Here is a 12,696-nt window from a genome sequence, read left to right as displayed (position 1 = left end):
CATGATGGCTGACTAAGGCGCTCCCGTCGACAGAAACGCCGTCGCTGCCGCAACCAGGGTGGCCGCGCCGACCTTCAGCGCGGCCTCGTCGACACGAAACCGGGCATGGTGGAGCGGAAACACCGATCCGATCTCCTCGTTGCGGATTCCCAGCCGAAAATAGACCGACGGGCGTTTCTCGCTGTAGTAGCCAAAGTCGTCCGCGATCGTCCATCCGGGCGTTTTGAGGACGTTGTCGGCACCGATGCAGGCCTTGGCGCTGGCGGCAATCAGCTCGGTCATCTCGACATCGTTGACGACACCAGGTTCGCCCTTGTGGATGTCGACCTCGACACGCGCGCCGTGGCTTGTCGCTACCCCATCGGCTATCGTACGAACGCGGTGCCAGGCCCGCTCGCGGGTGGCGTCGCTGCCGCTTCGGATGGTGCCTTTCAACGTGACCTTGCCGGCGGTGACATTGTAGGCGTTGCCGCCGTTGATGGCCGTCACGGAAATCACCAGCGGATCGTACGGGTCGATCTCGCGCGAAACGATCTTCTGCAATTCGCTCACCAGGGAGCAAGCCACGGCCAACGCATCGACACCCTCATGCGGTTTTGCCGCGTGCGCCGCCGAGCCGATGACGACCACATCGAAAGTGTCGCAGGCCAGAGTGTAGGGACCGGAGCCGACGGCGATCTTGCCGGTCGGTGTGTACGGATCGACGTGGACGCAGATGGCGGCGTCGATATCGTCGAGAAGCCCCTCTTCCACCACCCGCCTGCCGCCCGACGGTTCGTCCTCCTCCGCCGGCTGGAAGATCAGGCGAACGGTGCCGCCAAAACTGTCCCGCGACTGGTGAAGATGCGCGGCGACCGCGAAAGCCATCGATGCATGGGCGTCGTGGCCGCAGGCATGCATCACGCCTGGATTCGTCGATGCATAATCGACGCCGGACTCCTCCTCGATCGGCAAGGCATCGATGTCGGCGCGAATGGCGACCTTTCGATTTGACGGCTTGCCGGTGCCGACAATATCGACGGCAAGGCCAAAGCCGGCGACGTCGCGAATGTCGGCAATCCCCTGATCCACCAGCATCTGCCTGAGATAACGCTGCGTGCCGGCCTCTTGGTTCGAGAGCTCGGGATTGCGGTGCAGATGGCGGCGGACCTCGATCATCCGATCGAGAATTCCGGCGGCGATATCGGTCGTCACGGTTTTCGCAACACCACCCGCCGTGGCCGAACCCTCAGGATTTGACATGGATCTCTCGCGGGAACTTCGTCAGGGTCTCATGGCCGGTTTCGGTGACCAGGATGGTCTCGCTGATCTCGATGCCCCAGCCGTCCATCCACATGCCGAGGATGGAATGAACGACATTGCCCGGTTCAAGCACGGTCTTGTCGCCCGGCCTGAGGCTGATCGTGTGCTCGCCCCAATCCGGCGGATAGGCAACCCCGATGGAGTAGCCGATGCGCGATTCCTTCTTCAGTCCGTAGCGCTGGATGACCTTGCGCCAGGCGGCTTCGACGGCTTCGGCTGATGTTCCCGGCCTGACCGCGTCGAGCACCGCATCCATGCCCTCGATCACCGCTTTTGCCGTGTCCGAAACATTTGTCGGCGTCTTGCCAAGCTGCATGGTCCTGGCGAGGCCGGCGGCATAGCGGCGGCAGACGCCGGCAAGTTCCAGCGCGATCGTCTCGTTTTCCCCGAACCGCCTGTCGCTCCACATGATGTGCGGCGCCGAGGCATTCTCGCCACCGAGGATTGTCGGTGGAAGCGCGGTGATGTCGCCGGCAAAATCCGGGCTGCCCGCAATCTGCGCCGCCTGGATGGCGGCGATGGCATCGCATTCGCGAACACCCGGCGCAATCACCTCGAAGGCCCGCGTGACGGCCGCTTCGGCCAGGGTCGATGCCTTGCGCAAATACGCGATCTCGGGCGCCGATTTGACCGCGCGGATCCAGTTCACCAGCAGGTCGGCATCGTGCCATTTTGCGTTGGGAAGTCCGGCGACAAGCCGGGCGTGCGCCTTGGGGGAGAAATAATAGGCTTCGAGTTCGATGCCGATATGTCTGCTCCCCCAGCCCCTGGCGACGATCCAGTTTGCGATCCAGTCCATCGGATGGCGATCGACGCGCTGAACATGGTCTTCCGGGAAGCCAACCACGTTTTCCGGCTTCATCCAGGCTGTCAGAAGACCGCCGGCCGCATCCATGGCGCGCCCGATCCAGACCGGCTCGACCTCTTCGATTGGCACGAGCACGACCTGGGGCGTATAGAACGACCAGCCATCATAGCCGGTGATGTAATGCTGGTTGGCAACGTCGTTGACAACAAGGAGCTCGAGACCGCGCTTGGCCATCTCGGTGCGGATTTTTCGTAGCCGCTGCTGGTACTCGTCGCGGGCAAACGGCAATTCGATCATCTTTGCTCCATGCTTTGTCGGATCAACGGTCGCGGGGTTCGCCCACCTTTGAAACGGTTTCGACATGGCGGCAATCAGCCAGGGCGGCGTGTGAGCAGGTCCTGAACCGAATACGTCCTCGAAGGCCTTCCCTGGAAAACTTCGTCGTGAATTTATTTTTGAATTCCATTTGACTGAATAAATAAGCAATGCAAAGCTGCGCTCTCCTAAGGGGCGCAATCATGGCACTGCGGGGGACCAATCAGGAGTTCGGGCGGCCGTACAACCGGCGCATCGTGCTTGAGTCCATCCGCCTGCATGGACCGATCGCCCGCGGCGAGATCGCCCGGCGCGTCGGCCTCACCGTCCAGACGGTGTCGACCATCGTTCGCGAACTGGAAGATCAGGGCTACATCCTGTCGCTGCGCGAAGAGCCGAAGGGGCGCGGCCTGCCGCCAGCGACGCTCCGGATCAACCCCGATGGGGGCTATGCCGTCGGCATCCACATCACTCCGCTTGGTATCAGCGCCGCCTTGATCAATCTGAGCGGCGACGTGATCGAGAGCATCTACCGCGAGGCGCCAAATGCGACGCCGGACCACGCCTTCGAGCTGATCGGGGCGATGGTGGTGGAATTGACCAGACTACGGGCTGGCGGACGGGTGCTGGGCGTCGGCATGGCCCTGCCCGGCCCATTCGACGTGGAGTCCATGAGTTTCGTGGGGCCGACCACCATGACCGGCTGGAAGGATGTAGCGCTGCGCGAACGGCTGGCGGCCTCCACCGGATTGCCGGCCTTCTTTGAAACCGATATGGCAGCAGCCGCCATGGGCGAGCGCCTCTACGGCCTCGGCGCCCAGTTTTCCGAATATTACTATCTCTATTTCGGCGTCGGCCTTGGCGGCGTCATGGTTCATGATGGCAGCGCCTTGCGCGGCGCCTGGGGAAATGCCGGCGAGATCGGGCACATTCCCGTTATTCCGGGCGGCGAGGCTTGCCCGTGCGGCAACAGCGGCTGTCTCGAAAGATATTTGTCGCTCGAGGCGCTCCGGCGCTGGAACGGCAGCGAGGCGGATTGGGTCGCCGAAGTCGCACCGATCTTTCACAACGCCGTCGCCGTCATCGAGAACCTGTTCGACCCGGAGACGGTCATCCTCGGCGGGCTGGCGTCCGCCGACCTGCTCGAAATGCTGGCTGGTTCGGCCGGAGGCCTGCACAACTCCGTCTCGGCTCGCAAGGACCGCACGACGCCCAGGGTTGTGGTCGCACGCGGCGGGCAGCATTCCGTGCTGCGCGGCGCCGCCGCCCTTGCGGTTTCCGGGGTGCTGTCACCTCGCTTCGGGCAGATGTTCGCGGCCGAACGCGAACGCGAGCGCGACCTTCTCAAAGGCAGGGAGATTGCGGCATGAGTGAACCCCTGCTGGTGCTCGACAACGTCACCAAGAACTATGGCGCGATCGAAGCGCTCAAGGGCATCAGCTTCTCGATCGGCAAGGGCGAGGTCGTGGCGCTGCTGGGCGACAACGGCGCCGGCAAATCGACACTGGTCAAGATTATCGCCGGCGGACTGGAGCCGACCTCCGGCCGAATGCTGTTCGAGGGCAAGGAGTTCCTTGCCCGGTCGCCCGCAGAGGCCAAGGCAGCCGGCATCGAGACCGTCTACCAGGACCTGTCGCTGTGCACCAATGTCGACGTGGTCGCCAATTTCTTCATGGGCCGCGAAATCACCAGACAGGTTTTCGGCATTCCCGTGCTCGACGAGCGCGCCATGGAAGCCGTCGTCGGAAAGGCGCTGGCCAGTGCCGGCACCCGCATTCCCTCGCTGCGCGCCAATGTCGAGCACCTTTCGGGCGGCCAGCGGCAAGCCATCGAGCTCAACCGGTTCGTGCATTGGGGCGGCAAGCTGGTGCTGCTAGACGAACCGTTCGCAGCGCTCGGGGTCGAACAGACGCGGCGCGGCCTCGACATGATCCGCCAGGTGGCGAACCAGGGCATCGGCGTCGTCATCATCACCCATATCATGCAGCAGGCTTTTCAGGTCGCCGACCGGATCGTGGTGATCCGCCAAGGCGTCGTGGCCGGCGATGTCGCACGCAATAAAACAAGTCCCGATGCGGTGATCAACATGATCACCGGTGAGACGCTTGCCGGTGCCGGACCGACAGGCTGAGGGACAAAGAGGGGTCCGGCTTAAGAGGAGCGAACGACATGAAGCGAATACTTCTTGCTGTCTTCGGTATCCTTGCACTGGCCTTTGCCACGCTCACGCCGGCATTCGCCCAGTCCAAGGGTATCGTCTACTATATGGTGCCGACCCTGCTGGACGAGTTTCAGACCGGCTCGGTGAGCGCGCTGGAACTGTTCCTGAAGCAGACCGGCTACGAGATGAAGACGCTGAACGCCGACAACAAGACCGACGCCCAGCAATCGCAGATGAACGATGTCATCGCGCTGAAGCCGGCGGCCATCATCCTGGCGGCAGTTGACTTCAATGCACTGAAACCGTCGATCGAGGCAGCCCGCGCCGCCGGCATCCCGGTGGTCGAGTTCGACCGCCAGATCACCTCGACGCCATCCGACTTCACCTCTGTCGCCGGAACGGTCGAGATCGGCTACGTCGCCGCGGACCAGGCCGAGAAGCTGCTGAAAGCCAAGAACGGCTCGGTGAAGGGCAAGGTTCTGCAGGTGCTCGGCGATCCCGGCGATCCCTATACGCTCGACATCCAGAAGGGCTTCGAGGAGAAGATGAAGGCGTTTCCGGACGTCAAGATCATCTCGCTTCCGGCCATGCAATGGGAAGCCAGCAATGCCGGCACAATCGTTGCCGACCAGATGTTGGCAAACCCCGACATCGACCTGATCTTCAGCCATGCCGCGCACCTTTCGGTCGCCGCCGTCGCCTCGCTCGAGGCAGCCGGCAAGAAGCCGGGCGACGTCATGCTGATGAGCTCGAACGGCGCTCCGGTCGGCCTCGACCTGATCCGCAAGGGCTGGCTCAACGCCGAAATCGAGCAGCCGCTCTACGCGCAGGCCGCGGCTGTCGCCATGTTCATGGACAAGATCGTCAAGAAGCAGGAGATCAAGCCCGGTGAATACGACGTGCTCGGCTTGAAATCGACCGTGACCAAGGAAGCCTGGGGTCCGAACATCAAGATCCCCGGTGCCGCCATCACCAAGGAAAACGTCGACAATCCGGCCTTCTGGGGCAACCAGAAGCCGCCGACGGACACCGTCAAGTCGGTCGAATAGTCATTGAAAGCGCTCCGGGCCGTAACGGCCCGGAGCCTGCCCCTTCACACCGCCGCGTCCGAAAGGATGCCGTGGCGAATTTGAATCCGCGCCTTAACCCGACGAAATCGAGTTGATTTCGCGGGGCGCCAACCGGATCAGCCCATGAACCCGCGCACACGCAAAGCCCTGGAGTTCGTACTCGACAACCTCGTCTGGTTCATGCTGCTGTTCGTGCTGGTGGTCTTCTCCATCTTCGTCCCGAACTACTTTCAGCTCGGCATTTTCGCCAACATCATCGAGGCTTCCAGCGTGCTCGGCGTCATGTCGATCGGCCTGGCGCTGGTGATCATCGCCGGCCACATGGATTTGTCGGTCGAATCCGTCGCAGCGCTCAGCGCCATGGCGGTCGGCATCCTATTCTGCTCGTCGGGCATCGGCATGGGCGTGCAATTGCATCCCGAATGGCTGATGGTTCCGGTTTCGCTGCTGCTGGCGCTGGCCGTCGGTGGCCTCATCGGCGCCTTCAACGGCTATCTGGTGGTCAAGGTGAAGATGAGCGCCTTCATCATCACGCTGGCGTCCTACATCTGGGTGCGTGGCCTCGTGCTGGTGATTTCGGGCGGCCGCTCGGCACAGGACCTGGCGCCGGCCATCCGCTGGTTCGGCATCCAGCGCCTGATCGGCTTGCCGCTGACCGCCTGGATCGCGGTTGGCTGCTTCGTCGTCTTTTCGCTGATCATGGCCAAGACGCCGTTCGGCCGGCATCTGGTGATGATCGGCGGCAACGAGACGGCGACCTTCCGCGCCGGCATCCGCGTCAACCGCAATCTCATCATCGCCTTTGTTCTCGCCGGCGCCATCGCCGGCCTCGCCGGCTGGCTGCTGGCGATCCGCACGTCGGGCGCCACCGCCAATCTCGGCGTCGGCCTGCTGTTCAACGCGTTCGCCGCGGTCGTCATCGGCGGCGTCAGCTTGAAGGGCGGTGTCGGCACCCTGCCCGGCGTCTATGCCGGCGTGCTTTTGCTCTCGGCCATCAACACGGCGATCAATTTGATGGGCCTGCCGGCCAATTTCACCCAGGTGATCCACGGCCTGCTGGTGCTGGCGGCCGTGCTGCTCGACGCCTTCAAGCAAACCATCCGCCAAAGACTCGCATGACAGGACGGCTCGCATGACCAATCGGTTACAAGACAAGGTAGCGCTGATCATCGGCAGTGCCCGCGGCATCGGCAAGGGCATCGCGCTACGCTTTGCCGAGGAAGGCGCGAGGCTGGTGCTCGCCGACACCGAGGTCGAGGCCGGGCAAGCCACCGCTGGCGAGTTGGGCGTCCCCTTCATCCGCACCGACATCTCGCAAATGAGCGACGCCGAGGCCGCCGTGGCGCTGGCGCTCAAACTCCATGGCCGCCTCGACGTCATCGTGCAGAATGCCGGCATCTATCCCTGGCAGCTGATCGAAAACACCAGCGGCGACGACTGGGACCGCGTCATGGCGGTCAATCTGCGCGGCACCTTCAATGCCAGCCGCGCGGCCCTGGTGCCGATGAAGGCGCAAGGCTTCGGCCGCATGCTCTACACCTCGTCCATTACCGGCCCGCATGTCACCAGCCCGGGCCATGGCCACTATTCGGCCAGCAAGGCCGGCATCAACGGCTTCATCCGCGCCGCCGCACTGGAATTCTCCGGCTACGGCATCACCGTCAACGGCGTCGAGCCCGGCAACATCCTGACCGAAGCCATCGAGCTGCATCGCGGCGCGGCTTACATCAAGAACATGGAGGACTCCATTCCGCTCGGCCGCCTCGGCAGCCCACGCGACGTCGCCAACGCCTTCCTGTTCCTCGCCTCCGACGATGCCAGCTACATCACCGGCACGACCATTGTCGTCGATGGCGGGCAGTTGCTGCCGGAGGGCAATGATTTTCGACTGTTGCCACCGTGAGTGCAGCACGAACCAGACGACTCGGTTCCGTGTCTGGGAACAGTTGGAATGGACTATGGAATGGTGGGCGATGACGGGCTCGAACCGCCGACATCTTCGGTGTAAACGAAGCGCTCTACCAACTGAGCTAATCGCCCGCTCCGGGCCGGACCTTTAAGCGGTCAGGGTCCGCTTCGCAAGGCCAAATGAATGCAGGACGCCCTGGTTGGATGCCGGTTTTGCCAACAAAACGCCGGCTGTCAAAAAACCTTCTCCTGTTTGCTGTTATGCTGTCCTGTCGCGCTTGACACCCGGTGGCGAACCCCTTATCCAGCGCCCCAACGACGAACACGGCTGACACGTGTTCGCCATGCGCGGGTGTAGCTCAGTTGGTTAGAGTGCCGGCCTGTCACGCCGGAGGTCGCGGGTTCGAGCCCCGTCACTCGCGCCATTTCTCTCAAGGGTATCAAGCTCTTGGCTTCAGAGAAATGTCGACATTGATTGTCAAAAATATTGTCTTGCAAGAGACCTGAGGTCACTCAGGTCCTTTCGGCCCGTGCCTACGTCTGCCCCGCAAGATCACCCCCTCCCCAGTAGTGCCTCGACCTCCTGCAACGTCGGCATCGACGGTGCAGTCCCCGGTCGCGTCACGGAGATACCGGCGACGGCGCAAGCAAAGCGCACCGCCTGCAACGGCTCCACGCCCCGCGACAACGCCGCGGCAAGACCACCATTGAAGGCATCGCCTGCCCCGGTGGTCTCGACCACGGCGCCCGCACTGACGGCGGGAACATGGTCGGAACGCTCCTTCGAATGCAAAAGCGCGCCCTTGTCACCCAGCGTGACGATGACCGTGCCGACACCCTTTTCGAGCAGCTTGTCCGCGGCGGCTCGCGCCTCGTCGACTGAGGATACCTTCATCCCGGTCAATTCCTCCGTCTCCGTCTCATTGGGCGTGAGGTAGTCGCACAGCCTGTAGATGCGGTCGGGAAGCTTTGCCGCAGGCGCCGGGTTGAGGATCGTCGTCACCCCTGCCCCACGCGCGATCTCCAGCGCCCGCATGGCTGCTTCGATCGGCTGTTCGAGCTGGGTGACGAAGACGCCGGCACCGCTGATCAGCCCGGCATTGGCTTCGATGTCGGCTGGTGAGATCAGCATGGCGGCACCGGGGCTGACGATGATGGCGTTGTTGCCGGTGGTCTCCTCGACGAAGATGTAGGCGGCACCGGTGTAGCTTTCCGGCGTGTCGATGACGGCATTCTTGACGCCCGCCTGCGCCCAGGTCTGCCTGGCCATGTCGGCGAAGGGATCGACGCCGAGGCGGGTGAGGAAGGTGACGTCGGCGCCGAGCTTCCCGGCGGCCACGGCCTGGTTCGAGCCCTTGCCGCCCGGCCCCAGCGTGAAGGATGTGCCGAGGATGGTTTCGCCCATGCGCGGCTGCCGCTGCGCCCTGTAGGCGGTGTCGGCGACGAACACACCCAGGATGACGACCGGCTTCATGACGACCGGCTTGCCCGAAGCCATGCCGCTACTCCGCATCCGGCGGCACGACGCCCTTGCGGAAGGCGAAGCAGCCGTAGAAGCGGCGCTCACCTGTCTGGATCACGCAATAGGCCTGTTTGGCGCGCTCGTAGAAAGCATAACGCTCGACCGCGATCATCGGCCACGACTTGCCCTCGGCGTTGTCGACCTCCTTCTGCACTTCGCTTTGCACGGGCGGAATCTCGTCCGGCTTGCCGACAATCTCCATGCGTGCGGCCGAATCATCGACGAATGTGTCGAGCGGGTAGAGCGACAGCACCGCCTTGACCACTTGCGCCGCCGAGGCATCGATGCGCAGCACGCGGCCGAGCGCCGTCTGGCGCGCCACCGAATCGGACGGAAAATTGGTGTCGGCGATGATCAGATCATCGCCATGCCCCATTGCCCGCAATGCCTGCAGCACGTCGGCATTGAGCAGCGGGTTGATGCCTTTGAGCATGGTATTCCTCGTGAGTTGGGATCAGAGACGCTTGCCGGTCTCTGCGTCGAAAAGGTGGATCTGATCGAGCCGGGGCTTCAGGGTCAGCGTGTCGCCGGGCTTGAAGTCGTGCCGCTCACGAAACAGCGCCACCATCTCGCCGTCGCCGAAGCGCAGGAACACCAGCGTTTCCGAGCCGGTCGGCTCGACCACCGAAATCTTCGCTGGCACGCCATCGGGATGGATCTCGAGATGCTCCGGGCGCACGCCATAGACGACAGCCTGGCCATCCTGCGCTGCATTGCCTGGTGCAATCGGGAACAGCGTGCCTGCAATGTCGACACCGGGCCTGGCACCCTTGCGCATGACGCCCTTGAGCAGGTTCATCGAGGGCGAACCGATGAAGCCGGCGACAAACAGGTTGGCCGGTCTGTCGAACAGTTCGAGCGGCGCGCCGACCTGCTCGATGCGGCCGTCGCGCATGACGACGATCTTGTCGGCCATGGTCATGGCTTCGATCTGGTCGTGGGTGACGTAGATGGTAGTGGTCTTCAGCCGCTGGTGCAGCTCCTTGATCTCGGTGCGCATCTGCACGCGCAGCTTGGCGTCGAGATTGGAGAGCGGCTCGTCGAACAGGAACACTTGCGGATTGCGCACGATGGCGCGGCCCATGGCCACGCGCTGGCGCTGGCCGCCGGAAAGCTGGCGGGGATAGCGCTTCAGATAAGGGTTGAGGTCGAGGATATCGGCGGCGCGCTTGACCCGCTCGGCGACCACGGCCGGATCGGTTTTCCTGAGCTTGAGGGCAAAGGCCATGTTCTGCTCGACCGTCTTGTGCGGATAGAGCGCATAGTTCTGGAACACCATGGCGATGTCGCGCTTGGCCGGCGGCAGATGATTGACGACGCGGTCGCCGATGGCGATCGTGCCGGCGGAGACGGTCTCCAACCCAGCCACCATCCTGAGCAACGTGGACTTGCCGCAACCCGAAGGGCCAACCAGCACCACGAACTGTCCGTCTGCGATATCGACGCTGACTTCGTGCAGAACCTTGACCGTTCCAAAGGCCTTGGCCACCTTGCTGATCGCGACTTGCGCCATATCTCCCCCATCGGCTCCATTAGCCGTAGGCGCAGAAGCTACCCAACGCGACCTGCCAGGGCAAGTCGGTCTCTTATAGATAAAAACCCGCTCTCGTTGACACGGCGTTTGGTTGTGAGAATAGTGGCAGGCGCTGGTCAAAATGTCGGTACCCGATCCGCAGGGAATTTCAATCGACGCAGGGTGGGGTCCTGCCTAATTCGTTTCCGAACCGGGGAGCATCCTTGGCGCTCCAGCGTCCGACAGTTGGCCGATTTATTCACACTGATGTTCTGGGAGGAAATAGGCGATGAGAACGGGTCTTTACGAGAAACTGGTTCGTGCCGGCGCCACAAGGCGCGACATATTGAAGGGCGCGGCCAGCATGGCCGCGATCGCAGCCGCATCCGGCGCCGGACTTGGCGCCTTGACGCGACCGGCCTCCGCGGCAAGCGAATTGCGCTCCAAAATCCTGCAGATCCCCGGCGTCGGCAAAGGCCAGCCGACGGACGCCGATTTCCAGAAGGTCGGTGAACTCTGCCTCGAGGCGACCAAGGCCAACGTCAAGGAAGGCGAATTCGCCGGCGTCGAGCTGACCTTCATGGGTCTCAACAACCAGAACCTGCACAATGTGCTGTTCCGCGGCTTCCTGAAGCCATGGGAGACCTATACCGGCGCCAAGATCAACTGGATCGACCTGGCGCAGGCCGACTACAACGCCCGCCTGCAGCAGTCGATCGCCACCGGCACCGTCGATTTCGACATCATCGAGATGGGCGCGCCGTTCGAAGGCGATGTCTGCGGCAAGGGCCTGACCTCGGAAATGCCGGATTGGGTCAAGGACCAGATCGACATGAAGGACGTCGTGGCCTATCTGCAGCCGCCGGTCGGCACCTGGGACGGCAAGCAATACCGCGTGACCGTCGACGGCGACGCGCACAATTTCAACTACCGCACCGACGTGTTTACCGATGCCGACCTCGCCAAGGCCTGGAAGGACGGCGGCGGCGAAGGTGAATGGGGCGTGCCGAAGACCTGGCAGCAGGTCCAGGCGGTGACGAAGTTCCTCAAGGGAAAGAAACTCAAGGACCAGGACGTCTTTGGCTATCTCGACGCGCCCAAGGCGTGGGGTGGTTTCGGCTTCTATTTCCTCGGCAGCCGCGCTAGCGCCTATGCCAAGCATCCGGACGACAAGGCCTGGCTGTTCGACGCCGACACGATGAAGCCGCGCGTCAACAATCCGGCCTGGGTGCGCGCCATCCAGGACGTCATCGACGCGCTGCCGTCCGAACCCGCCGACCAGATCAACGCCGATCCGAACACGACCGCCTTCCAGCAGTTCCTGGCCGGCACCGGCTCGATGGTCACCTGGTGGGGCGACGTCGGCTCCAACGTCAAGACCAACGACTCTTCCGTCGTCGGCGACGTCACCGGCTTCTCGATCCTGCCTGGCTCGGACGATGTCTACAATGCGAAGACCGGCGCCTGGGACAAGCTCGCCAGCGGCCCGAACTATGCGCCCAACTGCGCCTATCTCGGCTGGGGCGTCTATGTCATGGCCCGCGTCGATGCCGACGAAAAGAAGAAGAAGGCGGCATGGTCCGCCGCCGCTCATCTCGGCGGCAAGGACCTGTCGATCTGGACGGCGATGTATCCATCGGGCTTCCAGCCTTACCGCAACTCGCATTTCGACATTCCCGAATGGGTGGCGGCCGGCTACGACGAGGCGTTCATCACCTCCTACCTCAAGTCGGAATCCGACAGCTACAACCATCCGAACGCGGCGATCGAGCCACGCATCCCCGGCATCTTCCAGTACTACAGCGCCGCCGAGGACATCCTGGCCAACACTTTCGCCGGCAAGATGAAGGCGCAGGAAGGCGCCGACGCCATTGCGGCGGCCTGGGAGAAGCTGACCGACCAGATCGGCCGCGACAACCAGATCAAGCTCTACAAAGCTTCGCTCGGCATGTAGGCTGGCCTATGAACCGTGGGGGGGCGGGCCCCCCCGCCCCCATTTTAAACGCAACACCGCGGCGCGGCGCGTAAAAACGGCGGGCTTATTTGGTGGAGCGACATAAGACCCGCACCACAAGGCCGGCGGAGCCGGGCCATGAC

General features: G+C 63.2%; 11 protein-coding genes and 2 tRNA genes. 7 read left to right on the top strand and 6 right to left on the bottom strand.

All coding sequences use genetic code 11. The features are described from left to right. Nucleotides 1–12: 12 nt before the first annotated feature. Both NKI99_RS08595 and NKI99_RS08590 read right to left on the bottom strand, forming a co-directional pair. Nucleotides 13–1,242 (bottom strand): M20 metallopeptidase family protein, encoded by a 1,230-nt coding sequence (locus NKI99_RS08595; protein WP_352610545.1) that lies wholly within the window; start codon nucleotides 1,240–1,242, stop codon nucleotides 13–15. Continuing rightward, nucleotides 1,229–2,407 carry a M24 family metallopeptidase gene (locus NKI99_RS08590; protein WP_128305436.1) on the bottom strand — a complete coding sequence of 393 codons (1,179 nt, stop codon included), beginning with the start codon at nucleotides 2,405–2,407 and terminating at the stop codon, nucleotides 1,229–1,231. Before NKI99_RS08590 ends, NKI99_RS08595 begins: the two co-directional genes overlap by 14 nt. Nucleotides 2,408–2,628: 221 nt before the next feature. Here NKI99_RS08590 and NKI99_RS08585 point away from each other — a divergent pair, with 221 nt between their 5' ends. The 5 genes from NKI99_RS08585 to NKI99_RS08565 all read left to right on the top strand — a co-directional run bounded on the left by NKI99_RS08585 (nucleotide 2,629) and on the right by NKI99_RS08565 (nucleotide 7,559). Then, entirely contained in the window at nucleotides 2,629–3,795 is a 1,167-nt protein-coding gene (locus NKI99_RS08585; protein ID WP_128305437.1) for an ROK family transcriptional regulator, read from the top strand. Next, nucleotides 3,792–4,556 carry an ATP-binding cassette domain-containing protein gene (locus NKI99_RS08580; protein WP_128305438.1) on the top strand — a complete coding sequence of 255 codons (765 nt, stop codon included), beginning with the start codon at nucleotides 3,792–3,794 and terminating at the stop codon, nucleotides 4,554–4,556. Before NKI99_RS08585 ends, NKI99_RS08580 begins: the two co-directional genes overlap by 4 nt. Before the next feature lie 38 nt (nucleotides 4,557–4,594). After that, entirely contained in the window at nucleotides 4,595–5,635 is a 1,041-nt protein-coding gene (locus NKI99_RS08575; protein ID WP_013532176.1) for a sugar ABC transporter substrate-binding protein, read from the top strand. Between the two features lie 144 nt (nucleotides 5,636–5,779). Next, complete coding sequence (locus tag NKI99_RS08570) at nucleotides 5,780–6,775, top strand: ABC transporter permease (protein WP_128305439.1); 996 nt, start codon at nucleotides 5,780–5,782, stop codon at nucleotides 6,773–6,775. Between the two features lie 13 nt (nucleotides 6,776–6,788). Beyond that, nucleotides 6,789–7,559 carry an SDR family oxidoreductase gene (locus tag NKI99_RS08565; protein WP_128305440.1) on the top strand — a complete coding sequence of 257 codons (771 nt, stop codon included), beginning with the start codon at nucleotides 6,789–6,791 and terminating at the stop codon, nucleotides 7,557–7,559. 61 nt (nucleotides 7,560–7,620) lie between these two features. On the opposite strand, the gene NKI99_RS08560 is transcribed toward NKI99_RS08565, so the two are convergent. Further along, nucleotides 7,621–7,696 (bottom strand) — tRNA-Val (locus NKI99_RS08560). Nucleotides 7,697–7,912: 216 nt separating this feature from the next. Here NKI99_RS08560 and NKI99_RS08555 point away from each other — a divergent pair. Beyond that, nucleotides 7,913–7,989 (top strand) — tRNA-Asp (locus tag NKI99_RS08555). Nucleotides 7,990–8,117: 128 nt separating this feature from the next. Here the strand turns inward: NKI99_RS08555 and rbsK are convergent. Genes rbsK through NKI99_RS08540 form a run of 3 tightly spaced genes read right to left on the bottom strand, consistent with a single transcriptional unit; the run spans nucleotide 8,118 to nucleotide 10,599 of the window. After that, nucleotides 8,118–9,062: a ribokinase gene (gene rbsK, locus NKI99_RS08550; protein ID WP_128305441.1), complete on the bottom strand. Its 945-nt coding sequence runs from the start codon at nucleotides 9,060–9,062 to the stop codon at nucleotides 8,118–8,120. Between the two features lie 4 nt (nucleotides 9,063–9,066). After that, a complete protein-coding gene (locus tag NKI99_RS08545) occupies nucleotides 9,067–9,519 on the bottom strand; it encodes an RbsD/FucU family protein (protein ID WP_023810295.1) in 453 nt (150 codons plus the stop codon). Nucleotides 9,520–9,540: 21 nt separating this feature from the next. Continuing rightward, nucleotides 9,541–10,599 carry an ABC transporter ATP-binding protein gene (locus NKI99_RS08540; protein WP_023810294.1) on the bottom strand — a complete coding sequence of 353 codons (1,059 nt, stop codon included), beginning with the start codon at nucleotides 10,597–10,599 and terminating at the stop codon, nucleotides 9,541–9,543. 289 nt (nucleotides 10,600–10,888) lie between these two features. On the opposite strand from NKI99_RS08540, the gene NKI99_RS08535 reads away from it, so the two are divergent. After that, entirely contained in the window at nucleotides 10,889–12,553 is a 1,665-nt protein-coding gene (locus tag NKI99_RS08535; protein WP_023810293.1) for an ABC transporter substrate-binding protein, read from the top strand. Nucleotides 12,554–12,696 lie beyond the last annotated feature (143 nt).

The sequence above is a fragment of the Mesorhizobium sp. M0239 genome (assembly GCF_040321815.1).
In the GTDB taxonomy this organism is placed as follows: domain Bacteria; phylum Pseudomonadota; class Alphaproteobacteria; order Rhizobiales; family Rhizobiaceae; genus Mesorhizobium.
Note: the sequence above shows the minus strand (reverse complement) of the source record. Positions and strands in the feature narration are given on the sequence as shown.